The organism is Rhodopseudomonas sp. BR0M22, assembly GCF_010907035.1.
Taxonomy (GTDB): domain Bacteria; phylum Pseudomonadota; class Alphaproteobacteria; order Rhizobiales; family Xanthobacteraceae; genus Rhodopseudomonas.
Window position 1 is genome coordinate 18,355 of record NZ_QUMK01000026.1, and the last position, 17,924, is coordinate 36,278.

Below are 17,924 nucleotides of genomic sequence, written 5' to 3' on the forward strand. Positions count from 1 at the left end.
ATGCATGGAGCTCATGGATTGCTTCGTCGCTACGCTCCTCGCAATGACGATAGAGAAAGGCGAGGCAACGCTTAGCGTCATGCCGCGAGTTGGGTCTCCACCAGCCGCACCCAATACGAGGTGCCGTAGACGATCGCTTCGTCGTTGAAGTCGTAGGCCGGGTGATGTAGTCCGGCGCTGTCGCCGTTGCCGATGAACACGAACGCGCCCGGCCGCTTTTCCAGCATGTAGGCGAAATCCTCGGCGCCCATCAGCGGCGGCAGCGGCACCACATTGGTCTCGCCCGCAACGTCGCGCGCCACCCGCATCGCCACGTCGGTTTCGGCCAAATGATTGACCAGCACCGGGTAGCCGCGCTCGTAAGTGAGATCGATCCTGGTGCCGGTCGACTGCGCGACGCCGACGACGACGTCGCGCACCCGCTGCTCGACGAGATCCCGCACATCCGCCTTCATGGTCCGCACCGTGCCCTTCAGCTCGGCGAATTGCGGGATCACGTTGCGGGCATTGCCGGCGTGGAACTCGCACATCGACAGCACCGCGGCATCGAACGGATCGACGCTGCGCGACACGATGCCCTGCAGCGCGGTGATCAGCTGCGCGCCCGCCAGCACCGGATCGACGCACAGATGCGGCCGCGCGGCGTGACCGCCATGACCTTCGATGCGGATATCGATCGCATCGGTCGCAGCCATCACCGGGCCCGGGCTGATCGCGAACGCACCGACCGGAATGCCGGGACCGTTGTGCATGCCGTAGACCTGGTCGATGCCGAAACGCTCCATCAGCCCGTCGTCGATCATCGCCGCAGCGCCGGCACCGCCCTCCTCGGCCGGCTGAAAGATCACCACCGCGTCGCCGGCGAAGTTCCTGGTTTCGGCGAGATAGCGCGCCGCGCCGAGCAGCATCGCGGTGTGACCGTCGTGGCCGCAGGCGTGCATCTTGCCCGGCACCTTGGAGGCGTAAGGCAGCCCGGTGGCCTCTTCGATCGGCAGCGCGTCCATGTCGGCGCGCAAGCCGATGCTGCGAATCTCGCCGCCGTTCGCCGGCTTGGCGCCGCGGATCACGCCGACCACGCCGGTGCGGCCGAGCCCGGTGACGACCTCGTCGCAGCCGAATTCGCGCAACCGCTCGGCGACGAACGCCGCGGTGCCGTCGACGTCGTACATCAGCTCCGGCTGCTGATGCAGCGTGCGGCGCCAAGCGGCGATGTCGGGCTGCAGATCGGCGACACGGTTGATCACGGGCATGAGGCAGTGCGGCTCCAGTTGTCGAAGCCTGCAGGCTAGCCGCCCCGTTCCGCTCCGGCAACTGTACAGCGCCGGCCCGCGGCGCTAAGCCTCTGGCCAATCAGAAAACGCACGGGCAGGATCGATGACGGCACGGATCGAAGGCGAATTCGACACCATCGTGGTGGGTGCAGGCACCGCAGGTTGCATCGTCGCCAACAGGCTGTCGGCAGATCCGAGCCGGCGGGTGCTGCTGCTCGAAGCCGGTGGTCGCGACAACTGGATCTGGTTTCACATTCCGGTCGGCTATCTGTTCGCGATCGGCAATCCGCGCTCCGACTGGATGTTCAAGACCGAACCGGAACCCGGCCTCAATGGCCGGTCGCTGGCCTATCCGCGCGGCAAGGTGATCGGCGGCTCCTCAGCCATCAACGCGATGATTTCAATGCGCGGCCAGGCAGCCGATTACGACCATTGGCGCCAGCTCGGCCTCGCCGGCTGGGGCTGGGACGACGTTCGCCCGGCGTTCCGACGGCTCGAAGACCACTTCCTCGGCGACAGCGAACATCACGGCAAAGGCGGCGGCTGGCGGATCGAGGCGGCACGGCTGTCGTGGCAGATCCTGGACGCTGTCGCGAGCGCGGCCTGCGAGATGGGAATCCCGCGCAGCGCCGATTTCAACACCGGCGACAACGAAGGCGTCGGCTATTTCCACGTCAATCAGAAGCGCGGCCGGCGCTGGTCGTCGGCGCGCGGCTTCCTCAAGCCGGCGCTGAACCGGCCAAATCTGCGGCTCGAAACCAATGTGGTGGTCGACCGCGTGCTGGTCGAGAACGGCCGCGCGGTCGGCGTCCGCTTCCTGCAGAACGGCGTGCCGATCGAAGCCCGCGCCCGCCGCGAGGTGGTGCTGTGCGCCGGCGCGATCGGCTCGGTGCAGGTGCTGCATCGCTCCGGCATCGGTCCTGCCGAATGGCTGACACCGCTCGGCATCGAACCGGTGCTCGACCGGTCGGGCGTCGGACGCAACCTGCAGGATCATCTGCAGCAGCGCGCGATCTACAAGGTCAGCGGCGGCCGCACCCTGAACGAGACCTATCACTCGCTGCCGCGCCGCGCCTGGATGGGGATCGACTACGCGCTGCGTCGGCGCGGGCCGCTCACCATGGCGCCGTCGCAGCTCGGCATCTTCACCCGCTCCGATCCGCATCAGGAACGCGCCAACATCCAGTTTCACGTTCAACCGCTGTCGCTCGACAAGTTCGGCGATCCGCTGCATCGCTTTCCGGCGATCACCGTCAGCGCTTGCAATTTGCGGCCGACCTCGCGCGGCGAGATCAAACTGAAATCCGCCGCGCTCGACGCCGCACCGTCGATCGCACCGCATTATCTGCAGACCGACGAGGACCGTCAGGTCGCCGCGGACGCGATCCGCGTCACGCGGCGGCTGATGAAACAGCAGGCATTGGCGAAGTATCACCCCGAAGAGTATCTGCCCGGCCCCGCGGTCGGCGACGACGACGCCTCGCTCGCCAAAGCCGCCGGCGACATCGGCACCACGATCTTCCACCCGGTCGGCACCGCCAAGATGGGCCGCGCCGACGATCCGCTCGCGGTGGTCGACGAACGCCTGCGCTTCCACGGTCTCGACGGCTTGCGCGTCGTCGACGCCTCGATCATGCCGACGATCACCTCCGGCAACACCAACACCCCCACCGCGATGATCGCCGAGAAGGGCGCGACGATGATCCTGGAGGATGGGAAGTAAGCGGCGCGTGCCGCGCTCTTGATCGACTGACCGTCAGGCGGTCCAATCGGTCACCATCAACCCAGGCACACGCTCGAACTCGCGCCGATTGGCAGTGACCAAGATCGCGCCGCGAGCCCGCGCCTGCGCGGCGATGAGGTAGTCGTACCACCCGATCGGCTGGCCAAGCCGCTCGAGACCGGCCCGGATATCACCGGCGTGATCGGCATCATTCGCTTCGAACGGAAGAACCGCAATGCCGACCGACAGGAACTCCTCCAGCAGTGCATCCATCTTTGCTCGCCTGTCGCTACGGGCATAGCCGTAGCGAAGCTCGCACAACGCGATCACCGGCAGAGTAATCTCGACACGCTGCGTCAGCGCCTCGCCCAGCCGCCTGGAGATCACCGGCGTGCGCCGATTGATGGCGGCGATCACGACGTTGGTGTCGAGACAGATCATTCGTCGACGAATTTTCGCGGATCAGGCGTGCTCGGCGGATCGTCTGGCAGGCCATCGACCAGAAAATCACGCGCGCCGAGCGCGTCGAGCTTGGCCCAGAACGCCTCGGCGTCGAACGGCTTCCGCTTCAGCGGCTCCAGGATGACCTTATCGCCCTGCCGCGAGACGCGCACTTCGGAGCCTTCGAAGCGGAACGCCTTGGGCAGGCGCACCGCCTGGCTGCGGCCGTGCATGAACAGCTTGGCCGTCGCCGGTGCGTCGGGCGCAGGTGGCGGCGCCGCCCCGGACCTCCCGGCACGATTGGGCATGACCAAGCCTCCAAATTGATATCTACCATTGATAGATACCATCAAACTAAGGCATCGTCAAAGCAACAGCGCCCGCGGCGACGCTACGCCGACCTCCTGAACCGCAGGGCCGTGCTCGTCAGGCCGTTCCGCTTTCGCAGACCTCAATGCGAGATCAGCGTCGGGACCGTCACCTTGCTCAGCAGGGTGCGGGTCACGCCGCCCAACAGCAATTCGCGCTTCGGCGAGTGGCTGTAGGCGCCGAGCACGATCAGGTCGGACTGGTCATCGGCGGCGTAACGACGGATCACCTCGGCGATCGGCCCGCCCCTGGACCGCAGTTGTTCGACGCGCGCCACGACACCGTGACGACTGAGATAGTGTGCGATGTCGGCGCCGGGCTCTTGTCCATGCGCGGGATTGTTGGTCGGATCGACCACGACCACCGACACCTTTTCCGCAGCGCGCAGCACCGGAAGAGAGTCGGTAATCGCCCGCCGCGCTTCGCGGCTTGCGTTCCAGGCGAACAGAACGTTGCGTGCGATCGTCCCCCCGGGCCGGCTCGCCGGAACGATCAGCACCGGCACGCCGGTCGAGAGCAGCATCTGCTCCGGCGACCATCCTGCCGGCAGTCCCGCCGAAGGATGACCGACAACGACAAGGTCGGCGTGGAGGCAATGCAGCCGCACGAGCTCGCCGACGTCGCTGCCGCGAACAGCGCGGTATTCGAACGAAGCGTCGTCGCGCGCCGCCATCACTTCGAAACTGCGGCCCGCGGCCTGCAGCGCGTTGCTTTCGATGAGATTGTGCCGCTCCAGCATGTCGCGGATCGCGGCGCCGCCATGAATGTTGCTGTCGGAGCGATCGTGCTGCCACGCATTCGGCACGATGAAGAGGCCGATCAGATGCGCCTGGTGACGCATCGCCAGCCCGGCGGCGTAGCGCACGCGCGCGTCACTGGCTTCCGTTTGATCGACGAAGACGACGATTGTCTTGAGGGCCATACGCTCACCGCTGATCGAGGCCGATGACTGCCGGCACGACTAGCGAAGATAGGTCGGCGAGGGGATGCGGTGTTGCGTCACGTCAACGCACACGCCAAGCGATCCGCATTCAGTCCGAACGCAGCCGTACACTCGGATTGATCAGTTGCTCCGAGCGACGCGCACACAGCGCCGCTCAGTTGGTCAGCGCAGCCGGCCGATCGCCGCGTGCGATCGAACTACGCCGATTTGCGCACCGCGTTGTCGACCAGGGTCTTTCCGAGCGACCAGATCGCGCCGGGCACCTTGTGGCTGTCGGCGATCACCTGATCGAACGAGCGTTCGATCCAGGCGCAGTCGTCTTCGGTGATGGTCAGCGGCGGCAGCAGCTTGATGGTGTGCAGGCCGTGACCGGCCACCTGGGTCAGGATCTTGTGATCCTTGAACAACGGCACGGTGATGAGCTGGACGAACAGCCCCTTGTTGGCGGTCTCGAGCATCGTCCACGACGCCTTCAGCCGCAGCGACTTCGGCGGACCGAATTCGACGCCGATCATCAGACCCTTGCCGCGGACTTCCTTGAGCAGCTCATAGCCCGGAACCATCCGCGTCAGCGCCAGCCGCAGTTCGGCGCCGCGCTTGGCGGCGGCCTCGACCAGTTTCTCGGCCTTGAGGACTTCGAGCGTCGCAATGCCGGCCGCCATCGCCAGATCGTTCTTGGCGAAGGTCGAGCCGTGCACCACGGCGCGGTCCATGCGGTTGAAGATCTTGTCGAAGATCGACTTGCGCGTCAGCACCGCGCCGACCGGCACGTGGCCGCCGGACAGCGCCTTCGACAGCAGCACCATGTCAGGCTCGACGTTCCAATGCTCGACCGCCAGGAAGCGGCCGGTGCGGCCCATGCCGGTCTGGATCTCGTCGGCGACGAACAGCGTGCCGTAGCGTTTGCACAGCGCCGCCGCTGCGGGGAGGAACTCGTCGGTGGGCATGTTGACGCCCTTGCCCTGGATCGGCTCGACGATGAAGGCGGCGATCTCGCGGGTCGACAGCACCTTCTCCAGCGCTTCGAGATCGTTGAACGGGATGGTGGTGACGCCGGGCAGCAGCGGGCCGAAACCGCCCTGGAAATTCTGATCGTCGGTGAGCGACAGCGCGCCGTAGGTCAGGCCGTGATAGCTGTGGTCGCAATTGACGATGCCGTGACGCCCGGTCGCACCGCGCGCGAACTTGATCGCGGCCTCGACGCTCTCGGCGCCGGAATTGGCGAAGAACACCTTGTCGAGATACGGCATCTGCTCGAGCAGGCGTTCGGCCAGGATGCCGGCCAGCGTCGAGACGTCGAGCTGCACCAGATTGGGCAGATCGGCGTCGAGCACGCTCTGCAGCGCCTTGCGCACCACCGGGTGGTTGCGACCGAGCGCGAACACGCCGAACCCGCTGAGCAGATCGAGATAGCGGGCGCCGTCCCGGTCGTAGAGATACTGGCCGGTGCCCTTCTGAAAGCCGACGTCGTAGCCGATCGTCTTGAGCACGCGGACGAGCTGCTCGTTGAGGTGCCGCGTGTGCATCGAGCTGCGCTGCGCTTCGCGCGCCGCGAACATCTCGGCGAGGTCTAAATTCGGCTGGTGCATGGGCTACATACGTCGCTTGTTGGACCCGCCGTCAACACCTAAAGGGCGGCGGCTCGTCGCACTCGAGTTTTCTTTCCAGAGTTGTGATGCGCGGGAGACAGGCCGGTTTCGCGGCCGCCCCCATGGAGCAAGCCCCCTGCCCCGAGGCCGGTATAGTCCCAACGCCCCATCCGGCGCCAGCCCTGTGACCTCGCCTGCGGCAATCCGGCCATGCTCTCGGGTCTCGGCGCGATGTCGTGCTCCGAAACCGCCTTCCGGGAGGACGAACGCCTCCCCCGCGGAAAGCCCGACTCACAGATCGGTATCGCCGCTCTCGTCGATGTGGCGCGGCTTGCCCATCAGCGCCGGCTGGAACAACAAAACGGCGCCCAGCGTGGTGAGCAGCGACAGCGCCAGCAGCTTGCCCATGCTGGCGGTTCCCGGATGGCTGGACAGCCACAGGCTGCCGAACGCCGTGGCGGTAGTCAGGGCGCTGAAGAAGATCGCCCGGGTCAACGCCGACTGCAGCAGATTGGTGCGGCCGGCGCGCCAGGCGGTTACGTAATAGATCTTGAACGCGACGCCGACGCCGAGCAGCAGCGGCAGCGCGACGATGTTGGCGAAGTTCAGCGGCAGATCGATCAGCACGCAGATCTCGAGCGTCACCGCGCCCGCCACCAGCAGCGGAATCAAGGTCAGTGCCACGTCGGTAATCCGCCGCAGGGTGATCCACAGCAGGATCGAGATCGACAGCAGCGCCCACAATCCGGCCTGGACGAACGAGCCGACGATGGTGTCGCCCGATTTCAGGATCGACACCGGGCCGCCGGTCGCCAGCGGCTCTGCCTGCAGCACCGCCGCGGCGAACTTGCGCAGGGTCGCGTTGTCGTTGGGATCGCCGCTCGGCAGCACTTCGACCCGGATCTGGCCATCCTTGGTCTTCCACGACGACACGATGTCGGGCGGCAGATTATCCAGGGTGACCGGCTGCGCCTTGAGCATGTTGCGCAGCAGTTCGAAGTCGATCAGCAGCGGCCGGACGAACACGTCCTGCGCCTGTTCGCGAATCGTCGGCTCGGCCTCGGCGAGCTTCGTCAGCGCGGTGGCGAGCCGGCGGGAGGCGTCTGCACCGGGACCGCCGCCTTCGCCGGCGGCTCGGATCAGCGCCTGAGCCGAGCTCTTGAGCGAAGCGATGTTGTCCTGATCGGACGGCGGCGGATCGACCTGCTCAGGATTGAGCGCCGGATCCAGCACCTTGGCACCGGCCTGGATCAGCTTCAGCTTCTCCGGCTGGTCCGGCGGCACGAAGGTGTCGAGCGAGATCGTGCGCGACACCTCCGGCAGCTTGCCTAGCTTGGCTTCGATCGCACGCGCCGCCTGTTCCGTCGGGGCCAGCACGTTGACGGCGCTAGCTCCGGTATTCGGGTCCTTACGCAGGTCCAGGAAGGTGGCGATCGACTCAACCTTCGGGTTGCGCAGATTGATCGGGTTGAAGTCGAAATGCATGAAGTACAGCAGCGGCAGTCCGGCCACCGCGACGCCGAGCGTCCAGGCGATGACGCCGACGCGGTGCTTCTCGAGGAAATGGTCGACCGGCGCCAGGAAGGCGTAGCCGAGCGGCTCCTTTTCGCCGGCCGGGTTCAGCAGCTTGATCAGCGCCGGCAGCACGGTGATGCTGGTGAAGAAAGCGATCGCCATGCCGGCGCCGGCGATCTCGCCGAGTTCGGAAATGCCCTTGTAGGAGGTCGGCAGGAACGACAGGAAGCCGGCGGTGGTCGACATCGCCGCCAGCGACAGCGGCACCGCGGAGTACTCCGCGGCCTGGATCAGCGCCTTGTTCAGATCCCCGGTTTTGTGACGTTCCGAGCGATAACGGACGCTGAACTGGATGCCGAAATCGACGCCGAGTCCGACGAACAGCACCGCAAACGCGATCGACAGCAGGTTGAGCGAATCCACCAGCATCAGACCGACCGCGGTGGTGATCGACAGGCCGATCACCAGATTGGCCGCCACCGCGAAGATGATCTTGGAGGAGTGCAGCGCCATCCACAGGATCAGCAGCACCACCACGACGGTGCCGATGCCGTTGACCACGGCGCCGTCCTTGACGGTGGCGAACTCTTCGTTGGCGATCGGAACCGGCCCGGTCAGCCGGACTCGGGCCCCGAATTCCTGCTCGATCTTCAGGTCGACCGCCGCCTTGCGGATTGCGTCGGTGGCGTCCTTGCCCGGTTCCAAGGCCTTGAAGTCGAGGATCGGCTTGACCTCGATGAAGGCGCGCTTGTCGCTGTCGGTCAGCGGTTCCGGGTTGACCAGCGCACGCCACGAGAAGAACGCCGGCTGCTTGCCGAGCACTTCCTCCACGGTCCCAGCAACGGCGTTGAAGGTTTTGGCGGTGGCGTCCAGGATCAATTCGCCCCGCTTGAGGCCGACCAGTCCGGTCTCCAGCGCAGCGGTCAGGCCGCGGATCGAGGGATCGCCGGCCATGATCTCGATCAGGGGAACCGCCTGCTGGAACTGACCGGTCGCCTTGGCGACCTCATCCTTGGGCAGGAACAACAGCCCGTTGCGATCGAAAAACGGGCCGCCGCCGAGCCGCTTAACCGACTCGAAGTTCTTGTTATTCTTCGATAATTCTGCAGTGAGCCGAGCCGCCGCGGCATTGGCGAATTCCGGCGTCGGCGCCTCCACCACCGCCAGGATCAGCCGCTCCTGATCGAACGCCTTCTCGAACGCGATATCACGTTTGCGCCAGTCGAGATCAGACGAGATCAAATGGTTGATGTCGGTGTTGATCCCGAAATGTTGGTAAGTATAGAAACCGGCCGCGATCGCGAGAAATACGCCGATCAGCACAGTAAAGGCCGCAAACCTGGTGCTGGCCTTGACAATGGAGACGATGGCACGCTTCAGCACATTTAGACTTTCTATTGCTGCCGGCTGGCATAAAATATGGCCGTTCCGCCGGGTTCCGAGTCGATCGAACTGTTTCTGATGGTTCTGCGACCAAGGACTGGACAAAATGGCCGAAAACAAGCCGGCGGAGATGTGTTCGCGGAAGTAATCTCACCAGGCTGGATTGCCAAGGGCGTTTTGCAACGCGTGTTGCAATACGCCAATAAGTCCCTTGCGCTCCTTGGGGTTGCGGGTGTCCTCATACCAGCTAGATCATGCTAGGGGAATGCGACGTGCTGCCAGGAGACCGAAAGATCATGAGCGTGGTGCCCCTTGTCTGAAGTCCGCCCCCTCGAAGTATTCCTTGCCCAACCCCGAGGCTTTTGTGCCGGAGTGGTGCGTGCGATCGAGATCGTCGAGCGCGCGCTGGAGAAGTACGGCCCGCCGGTCTATGTGCGCCACGAGATCGTGCACAATAAATACGTGGTCGAGAGCCTGAAGGCGAAGGGCGCGATTTTCGTCGAAGAACTGTCGGAAGTTCCATCCGACGCGGTCACCGTGTTCAGCGCCCATGGCGTCGCCCGCAGCATCGAGGAAGAGGCCGCCGCTCGTGGTCTGCCGGTGCTCAACGCCACCTGCCCGCTGGTCACCAAGGTCCACAACCAAGGCAAGCGCTATACCTCGAAGGGCCGCACCCTGATCCTGATCGGCCACGCCGGCCATCCGGAAGTCGAAGGTACGATGGGCCAGGTTCCCGGCCCGGTGCTGCTGGTGCAGAACCTCGACGATGTCGCGGCGCTGACGCTGCCGCCGGAAACCCCGGTGGCCTACATCACCCAGACCACGCTGAGCGTCGACGACACCAAGGACATCATCGCCGCACTTTCGGAGAAATTCCACGATATCGAAGGTCCGGATACCCGCGACATCTGCTATGCCACGCAAAACCGGCAATCGGCGGTGCGGCAGATGAGCAAGCTGGTCGACCTGATCCTGGTGGTGGGTGCCAACAACAGCTCGAATTCCAACCGGCTGCGGGAAATCGGCACCGAGGCCGGTATCGCGAGCTACCTGATCGCCGACGGCAGCGAGCTGAACCCGGAATGGCTCGACGGCAAGCGCGCGGTCGGAATCACTGCCGGCGCGTCGGCGCCGGAAGTGCTGGTCGACGACGTGATCGAGGCGCTGCGCCGGATCGTTCCGGTCTCCGTCTCGGTACTGCCGGGCCGAGAGGAAAACATCGAATTCGTTCTGCCTGCGGAGCTGGCCACAACCTGATCCGCACCAACCGACGTGCCGTGAAAGAGAAGATTTCGTAATGGCTATACCGTTTCACAAGGAACTGGTGATCGGCGGCTACCTGCTGAAGCAGAAGCTGCTCGGACGGAAGCGTTATCCGCTGGTGCTGATGCTGGAGCCGCTGTTCCGCTGCAATCTGGCCTGCGCCGGCTGCGGCAAGATCGACTACCCCGACGCCATCCTCAACCGCCGGATGACCGCGCAGGAATGCTGGGACGCCGCCGAGGAATGCGGCGCGCCGATGGTCGCGATCCCGGGCGGTGAGCCGCTGATCCACAAGGAAATCGGCGAGATCGTGCGCGGCCTGGTGGCGCGCAAGAAGTTTGTGTCGCTGTGCACCAACGCGCTGCTGCTCGAGAAGAAGCTCGATCTGTTCGAGCCGTCGCCCTATCTGTTCTTCTCGGTGCATCTCGACGGCCTGAAGGAACACCACGACCGTGCGGTGTCACAGAAGGGCGTGTTCGACCGCGCCGTGTCGGCCATCAAGGCCGCGAAGGCGCGCGGCTTCACCGTCAACGTCAACGCGACGATCTTCGACAACTATCCGGCCGAGGAGCTGGCCGACTTCCTCGACTTCACCGAGGAGCTCGGCGTCGGCGTGTCGATCTCGCCGGGCTACGCCTATGAGCGCGCGCCCGATCAGGCCCACTTCCTCAACCGCACCAACACCAAGGAACTGTTCCGGCAGGTGTTCGCGCGCGGCAAGGGCAAAAAGTGGAACCTGATGCACTCCAGCCTGTTCCTCGACTTCCTGGCCGGTAACCAGTCGTTCGAATGCACCCCCTGGGGCATGCCGGCGCGCAACATCTTCGGCTGGCAGAAGCCGTGCTACCTGCTCGGCGAAGGCTACGCCAAGACCTTCAAGGAGCTGATGGAGACCACCGACTGGGACTCCTACGGCACCGGCAAGTACGAGAAGTGCGCCGACTGCATGGCGCACTGCGGCTACGAGCCGACCGCGGCGATGGCCTCGCTGAACAATCCGCTGAAGGCCGCCTGGGTGGCGCTGCGCGGAATCAAGACCTCGGGCCCGATGGCGCCGGAGATCGACCTGTCGAAGCAGCGCCCGGCCCAGTACGTGTTCTCCGAGCAGGTCCAGAAGACCCTGACGCAGATCCGCCAGGACGAAGCCTCCGAGGCCGAGAAGCGCCAGAAGGCCTCAACAGCGGCCTGATCCGCGCCACTGGGTCACAGATCAAAAGCGAAGCGCGGCCGGCGGGCCGCGCTTTTTTGTTTGGCGTGTCGGTGATTGGTCACTACCGGCCATTCAGTCGATGAAGTTCTTCACGATGTCGGCTTTGACTTTTCCCGGCAGAGGAACGAACTGCATCGACCGCGCCGTGGCGTCGCCATGGGCGAACGCCCATTTGAAGAACTCCAAGACGGCGGCCGACGTGGTGCGCTTGTCCGGGCTTTTCGGCACCAGCGCGAAGGTCGCCGTCACGATCGGCCAGGCGTGCTCTCCCGGCATGTCGGTGAGATCGACCGCGTAGTTCGGCACGGACCAGTCGCCATGCTCGGCGGCGGCAGCAAAACTACGTCCGTTCGGCAGCACGAACCGCCCTGCCTTGTTCTGCAACTGGACGGTCGCCAGGTTGTTGGCCGTGACGTAGGAGAGCTCGGCATAGCCGATCCCGCCGGGCGTCATCGGCACCGTCGAGGCCGAGCCATAGCTGCCTTTGACTCCGGCGCCGACCGGCCAACTCAAAGTCATGCCGATCCCCATCCTGTCGCGCCAAGCCACGCTGGTCTTGGACAGATAGCGAGAGATCGCGTAGGTGCCGCCCGAGCCGCCGGCATGATACAGCAGCGAGATCGGCAGATTGGGCAACGCGAGATCGGGATTGAGCTGCACGATCCGCGCATCGTCCCACGACCGGATGCCGCCCATGAAGATGTCGGCCAGCACCGGCGCGGTAAGCCGGAGTTTGCCGGCCGAGACGCCCGGAATATTGACCACCACCGCATAGCCGCCGACGACGGTGGGAAACTGCCGGATATATCCTTCCTTCAGCTTGCTGTCCTCCATCGGCACGTCCGAACCACCGAAGTCAGTCAGGCCTTTCAGCACCTGGAGCTGCCCGACCGAAGATCCCGAAGGCTGATAGTTGATCGCAGCCCCCTGGGCGGCTTTGATCTGTTCCGCCCATTTGATGTAGACCGGCGCGGCGAAGGCCGAACCTGTCCCCATCACCGGCGTCTCGGCACGAGCGTCTATGACGGCGGCCGCGGTGATGGCGAGCGCCATCAATGCGAAGCCAATTGCACGCATGTGGATTCCTTTATGGCTGCAGTCGTGCGGGATTATTCGACGCCGTTCAGCGCAAAATCGAAAATGTCGTAGTTGCGCAACACGCCGGTTTCGGCGCGCTCGCGGTAATCGCGCCTGAGCGGCCGCGACAGCACGAACGGCACGCGCTGCTCGCCCAGCCCGCCATGCGAGCGCAAGCGGTGATTGCCGAGCGCCGAGAGGTCGTGATCTTCCCGCCGCGCGCCCACCACCGTGCTGCGATCGGCGAACACGGCGAAGTCGCCCTCGCGATCTGGCGGCAATTGGTAGCGTTCGCACACCGTGGCACGATCGAGCACCAGCTCGACGCCGGGCAGCGACCGCACGTAGGCCATCATCGCGGCGATGTCACAGGGCTCGAGCAGATGGACCCGCACGAAGCCGCCGAGGGCACCGTGATGGCGGACGAACGGATCGGCGATCGGACAGATCACTCGCGCAATGCCGGCACCGAATTTTTCGTTCAGCGCATCCTCGAGATAGACCACGTTCGGCCGGCCTTCCGCATCGGACTTGTCGGCCATGCCATGATCGGCGGTCAGCGCGACGGTCGCGCCGAGTTCGATCAGGCGCGCGATCCGCCGGTCCACCGCCCCGTGAAAGTCATTCGATTCCGCATCGCCCGGCTGGTACTTGTGCTGCACATAATCCGACGTCGACAGATACATCAGCTCGGGCTTGGCGGTCTCCATCAGGCGGATGCCGGCGTCCAGCGCGAACAGTGACAGGTCGGCGGAGTATTGGTCCGGCCGGCCGCGACCGACGAGCCCCTCGCCGCCATTGAAACCGAGCGCCGTCAGGTCGGCAGCATTCGGCTGTTCGGACGAAAACGCGATGCCCTCCATCTGATAGGCGAGCACCTTCAGAAGTTTGTCCTTGGCGGTGACCACCGCGGTCCGCACGCCCGCTTGGCTCATCGCGCCGAGAATGGTGCCGCAGCGCAGCCGCCTCGCATCCGTCACCATGATCTCTTCGCCGGTGTCGGCATCGAGATAGTAATTGCCGTTGATGCCGTGGACGGCAGGCGGCACGCCGGTGACGATCGAGGTGTTGTTGGTGTTGGTGGTCGTCGGCACCGTGGCCAGCGCGGTGCCGACATAGCCGCTCGACCTCAGCGCGCCGAGCGTCGGCAACACGCCGTCCGCGATGCCGCGCTCCAGATATTCAGGGTCGAAACCGTCAAGACAGATCACGACGATGGGTCGTCGCGGCATAGCGTAGCTGCGAGCGTTGACCTCGACCATCGCGAGAGGTCGGGCTGTTTGGGAATGGAGCGTCATACAGTGATCCCGGTGCAAAGAGCCGCTCGCTGCGGCGGCCGATGTGCCGGGTGGTAGGCGGTTCAAATGTGAGAATCGATCGAATAAGATCGACATATATGTGAATAGAAGTCGCATATCAGCGAGGCTTTCCGGTCGCTGTCGTCACACGGAGGTCATGTTGAAAGAACGAGAACTGCCACTGGTCGCTCTGCGGGCGTTTGCCGTGGCGGCGCGCAGCCACAGCCTGAGTTCAGCCGCCGAAGAGCTGGGCGTTACCCACGGCGCGGTCAGCAAACAGGTGCGCTTGCTGGAGGACTGGCTGGGGCAGCAGGTCTTCACCCGCGAGGGGCGTAGCGTCGCGCTGACGCCTTACGGCAGAGTTCTGGCGGAGCAACTGAGCCAGTCGTTCCGCGGCATCGAAGCCGCCTGCCAGTATGTCCGGCGCCGGCGCAGCAAGGCGGTGCTGGCAGTCGAGGCGCCGTCGACATTCGCCATGTATTTTCTGATGCCGCGACTGAAGCGGTTCGAAGCCGCCAATCCCGATCTGGCGGTGTGGATTTCGACCCGCATGACGGGACAGACGCCGGACCTCGCCTCACACGACCTGCTGATCACGCGGGGGAGCGGCGAGAAGATCTCAGGGCATTCGAGGGCATCGACGGCACTGTTCGAAGAGAATCTGACGCCGGTCTGCAGCCTGAACCTGCTTAAGGAGAGAACCGTCACGACACCGGAGGACCTGCTCGCCTTCCCGCTCATCACCTCAGCCACGCGGCCGGGGCACTGGGAGGGATGGCTGAAAAAGGCAGGACTGCGCGACCATGTTTTCGAAGGCGGTCATCGCTTCGACCACATGTTCGTCGCGATGCATGCGGTGCGCGAGGGATTCGGCGCGATCGTCGCACCGAAGGAGTTCTTTCCCGGGAAGCCCGAATGGCGGCTCGCCTGCCCGTTTCCCGATCTGGTCGTGAAGGGTGAGAAATACGCCGCGCACCCGACGTCGCGCGCAGACCCGCGCTATCTCGGCCGGTTCCTGGATTGGCTGAAGGAGGAGATCAGGACGTCTGCCCTCAGCCCATCCTGACGCGCACGGCGAAGCCGGGCGTCTCCAAGGATAAGGAGCGCCAAGCTGGGGCGCTCAGGTCGCCGACTCTCAGATCTCGGCGACGATGCCGCTGCCGCCCAGAACGGCGTCCTGCACGAAATTCCGACAGCCGCGCAGACTGCGCAGCGCGCGGTTGAAGTCGATGCCGGTCGAGACGAGCGAGCGGATCGAGGTCGGGTGGCGGGCGATGCCGCGCAGCACCTTGCGCAGATCGACGTCGCCATTCGGCTTGATCGCGGTCGAAACGATCTGCGGCAGGCTGCGACCCGCCGGATCGCTGATCACCCGCAGCGCCGCGAACGGCAGCTTGGCGGCGGCAGCGAAATCGGCGGCGATGTGGCTTTCCATGTCGACCGCAGCCGCACCGGTCTCGGAGCGCAGCGCCGCCTTGGCGGTACGTGCCGCGACCACCTGTTCGGCCCCGACCAGTCCGCCGCGGACCACGCGGTGGCGGCCGAGCCCGGCGCTTCGCAATAATTCGTCGGTGAGCGCAACTTCCGAGGCCCAGCGGCGTTCACCCGCCACGACCTCGGTGGCGATGACAATGTCACCCGCCTCCAGAGACGGATCGAGCCCCCCGGCGACGCCGAAGCTGATCACGCCGCGAATCGACGAAGGGTCGAAATCGGCCATAATCGCGCGCAATTGCTTGGGGTCACTGCTGCTGCAGATAACGGTGAGGCCCGGCCCCGCCGCGATACGTGCTTCCTGAATCAGGCCCGTCACAATCAATACCGGCCGCGGATCTTGGCGATTCGCCGCGGCCTGGTCGTCCACTGCCCCCAGAATCACATTCCGACCCCTACCACCTTGCTGTTCGTGGCCTGCAAGTTCCGGTACCGCGCCAACGCCCAGAGCGGGAAGAACTTCGAATAGCCATGATACCGCAGATAAAACACCCGCGGGAAGCCCGTCGCCGTGTAACGCTGCTCGTCCCACAGTCCTTTTTCGGTCTGTGTGCTTTTCAGGTACTCGATGCCCCGTGTCACGGCGGGATGATCGACCTCACCCGCAGCCATCAGGGCAAGCAAAGCCCATGCCGTTTGTGAGGAAGTCGAGGGTGCACTTTCGTAGCCACGGTAATCCAGCCGGTAGCTGACGGCGTCCTCGCCCCACCCGCCGTCGCGGTTCTGCACCGACTCCAGCCAGGCGACCGCCTTGCGGATCATCGGATCCGAATGGGAAACGCCGGCGGCGTTGAGCGCGCACAGCACCGACCAGGTGCCATAGATGTAATTCATGCCCCAGCGGCCGTACCACGAGCCTTCGGCGAGCTGGGTGTCGCGCAGATAGCCGACCGCTCGGGCCATCGCCGGGCTGCTGCTCACGGTCTCGCCGAGCTGCGCCAGCATCGAAACGCAACGCGCGGTGACGTCCTCGGTCGGCGGATCTAGCATCGCGCCATGATCAGAGAACGGGATGTTGTTCAGATAATACGCAGTGTTGTTGATGTCGAAGGCACCCCAGCCGCCATCTTCGCTCTGCATCCCCTCGATCCATTCGCGGGCGCGGGCGATTGCGGCGTCGTAGGCGGGATTGGGCTGGTCCTTGCGGGCGCGGTCGAGCGCCATCACCACCACAGCGGTATCGTCGAGATCCGGATAGTGGGCGTTGTTGTACTGGAACGCCCAGCCGCCGGGGCGGACGTTCGGGGCCCTGAAGGCCCAGTCGCCCTTGACGTCGAGTACCTGGCGCGGAAGCAGCCAGTCGAGCGCCGACTGCACCGACTTGGCGCCCTCGTGGCCGTCGGTTTCGAGCACCGCATGGCTGGCGAGCGCGGTGTCCCACACCGGCGAAACGCAAGGCTGGCAGTAGGCTTCGTCACCGCGATCGACCAGCAGCAGATCGATGCCGCGGCGCTGGATGGCGCGCGGCGGATAATCTTCGGGATAGCCGAGCGCCTCGTACATCATCACGGTGTTGGCCATCGGCGGGAAGATCGCGCCCAGGCCGTCTTCACCGTTGAGCCGCTCCTCGATGAAGGCGAGCGCCTTGTCGATGGCGTGCTGGCGCAACCGCTTCGGCATCACCGGCTCGATCACGCGCAGCACCGCGTCGATCGACCCGAACAGCTTGAACAGCGCCCAGTTCTGATGCGGCGCCTTGGCCGGCATCCCGATCGTCTTGGGGTCCTGCAAGAACAACTCGTCGATGCCGACGCCCTTGGGATTCTTGGCGCGCGGCTTCAGCGCGCACAGCACGAGCAGCGGCACCATCGTGGTACGCGCCCAGTACGACACCTTGTTCAGCGTGAACGGCGACCAGTTCGGCAGCAGCATGATCTCGACAGGCAGCACGGGCACCGCGCGCCAGGTCGTCACGCCGTACAGCGTCAGCAGGAACCGGGTGAAGACGTTGGAATGGATCGCGCCGCCCCGCGAGCGGATCGCCTCGCGGGCTCGCACCATGTGCGGGGCATCGATGCTGTCGCCGATCATCTTCAGCGCGAAGTAGCCCTTCACGCTGGCGCTCATGTCGAAATCGCCATCGTGCACCAGCGGCCAGCCACCATGGGCGCCCTGGATGCGGCGCAGATACACCGCGATCTTGGCTTCGAGCGCGGCATCGACCGGCTCGCCGAGGTAGTGCCGCAGCAGCACGTATTCGGCAGGAATGGTGCAATCGGCCTCGAGTTCGAACACCCAATGGCCGTCATCGCGACGATAGTTCAGCAGCGCGCTGCGCGCCGCATCGATCGAAGCTTCGAGCGCGTCGCGCTCCACACCAGTCGTGTAGCTGCCGGAATCCATTTTAT

The 17,924-nt window shown here is 65.0% G+C and carries 14 protein-coding genes; 4 read left to right on the forward strand and 10 right to left on the reverse strand.

Annotation, left to right across the window (positions count from 1 at the left end; all coding sequences use genetic code 11):
- Positions 1–77: 77 nt before the first annotated feature.
- Positions 78–1,250 (reverse strand): M20 aminoacylase family protein, encoded by a 1,173-nt coding sequence (locus tag DY468_RS10610; RefSeq protein ID WP_164604779.1) that lies wholly within the window; start codon positions 1,248–1,250, stop codon positions 78–80.
- A 124-nt stretch (positions 1,251–1,374) separates the two neighbouring features.
- Between DY468_RS10610 and DY468_RS10615 the strand changes: the two genes are divergently transcribed.
- Complete coding sequence (locus DY468_RS10615; protein ID WP_164604780.1) at positions 1,375–2,994, forward strand: GMC family oxidoreductase; 1,620 nt, start codon at positions 1,375–1,377, stop codon at positions 2,992–2,994.
- A gap of 33 nt (positions 2,995–3,027) precedes the next feature.
- Here the strand turns inward: DY468_RS10615 and DY468_RS10620 are convergent, their stop codons facing one another.
- From DY468_RS10620 to hpnN, 5 genes are all read right to left on the reverse strand, one after another.
- Positions 3,028–3,435: a type II toxin-antitoxin system VapC family toxin gene (locus DY468_RS10620; RefSeq protein ID WP_164604781.1), complete on the reverse strand. Its 408-nt coding sequence runs from the start codon at positions 3,433–3,435 to the stop codon at positions 3,028–3,030.
- Positions 3,432–3,743 carry an antitoxin gene (locus DY468_RS10625; RefSeq protein ID WP_164604782.1) on the reverse strand — a complete coding sequence of 104 codons (312 nt, stop codon included), beginning with the start codon at positions 3,741–3,743 and terminating at the stop codon, positions 3,432–3,434. Before DY468_RS10625 ends, DY468_RS10620 begins: the two co-directional genes overlap by 4 nt.
- 143 nt (positions 3,744–3,886) lie before the next feature.
- A complete protein-coding gene (locus DY468_RS10630) occupies positions 3,887–4,726 on the reverse strand; it encodes a universal stress protein (protein WP_164604783.1) in 840 nt (279 codons plus the stop codon).
- A 218-nt stretch (positions 4,727–4,944) separates the two neighbouring features.
- A complete protein-coding gene (gene hpnO, locus DY468_RS10635) occupies positions 4,945–6,336 on the reverse strand; it encodes an aminobacteriohopanetriol synthase HpnO (protein WP_164604784.1) in 1,392 nt (463 codons plus the stop codon).
- Positions 6,337–6,627: 291 nt separating this feature from the next.
- Entirely contained in the window at positions 6,628–9,234 is a 2,607-nt protein-coding gene (hpnN, locus tag DY468_RS10640; protein ID WP_164604785.1) for a hopanoid transporter HpnN, read from the reverse strand.
- A 312-nt stretch (positions 9,235–9,546) separates the two neighbouring features.
- Between hpnN and ispH the strand changes: the two genes are divergently transcribed.
- On the forward strand, positions 9,547–10,491 hold the full coding sequence (gene ispH / locus DY468_RS10645; RefSeq protein WP_164604786.1) for a 4-hydroxy-3-methylbut-2-enyl diphosphate reductase: 945 nt from the start codon (positions 9,547–9,549) through the stop codon (positions 10,489–10,491).
- Positions 10,492–10,531: 40 nt separating this feature from the next.
- Positions 10,532–11,686 carry an adenosyl-hopene transferase HpnH gene (gene hpnH / locus DY468_RS10650; protein WP_164604787.1) on the forward strand — a complete coding sequence of 385 codons (1,155 nt, stop codon included), beginning with the start codon at positions 10,532–10,534 and terminating at the stop codon, positions 11,684–11,686.
- Positions 11,687–11,779: 93 nt separating this feature from the next.
- On the opposite strand, the gene pstS is transcribed toward hpnH, so the two are convergent.
- On the reverse strand, positions 11,780–12,784 hold the full coding sequence (pstS, locus tag DY468_RS10655) for a phosphate ABC transporter substrate-binding protein PstS (RefSeq protein WP_164604788.1): 1,005 nt from the start codon (positions 12,782–12,784) through the stop codon (positions 11,780–11,782).
- Positions 12,785–12,816: 32 nt separating this feature from the next.
- On the reverse strand, positions 12,817–14,046 hold the full coding sequence (phnA, locus tag DY468_RS10660) for a phosphonoacetate hydrolase (protein WP_502706222.1): 1,230 nt from the start codon (positions 14,044–14,046) through the stop codon (positions 12,817–12,819).
- A 193-nt stretch (positions 14,047–14,239) separates the two neighbouring features.
- Here phnA and DY468_RS10665 point away from each other — a divergent pair, with 193 nt between their 5' ends.
- Positions 14,240–15,148 carry a LysR substrate-binding domain-containing protein gene (locus DY468_RS10665; RefSeq protein ID WP_164604790.1) on the forward strand — a complete coding sequence of 303 codons (909 nt, stop codon included), beginning with the start codon at positions 14,240–14,242 and terminating at the stop codon, positions 15,146–15,148.
- Between the two features lie 69 nt (positions 15,149–15,217).
- Here DY468_RS10665 and DY468_RS10670 read toward each other — a convergent pair whose 3' ends face one another.
- Positions 15,218–15,961, reverse strand: a complete 744-nt coding sequence (locus tag DY468_RS10670; protein ID WP_164604791.1) for a phosphorylase — start codon at positions 15,959–15,961, stop codon at positions 15,218–15,220.
- On the reverse strand, positions 15,958–17,919 hold the full coding sequence (gene shc, locus DY468_RS10675; RefSeq protein WP_164604792.1) for a squalene--hopene cyclase: 1,962 nt from the start codon (positions 17,917–17,919) through the stop codon (positions 15,958–15,960). The genes DY468_RS10670 and shc overlap by 4 nt, the downstream gene beginning before the upstream one ends.
- Between the last annotated feature and the right edge of the window lie 5 nt (positions 17,920–17,924).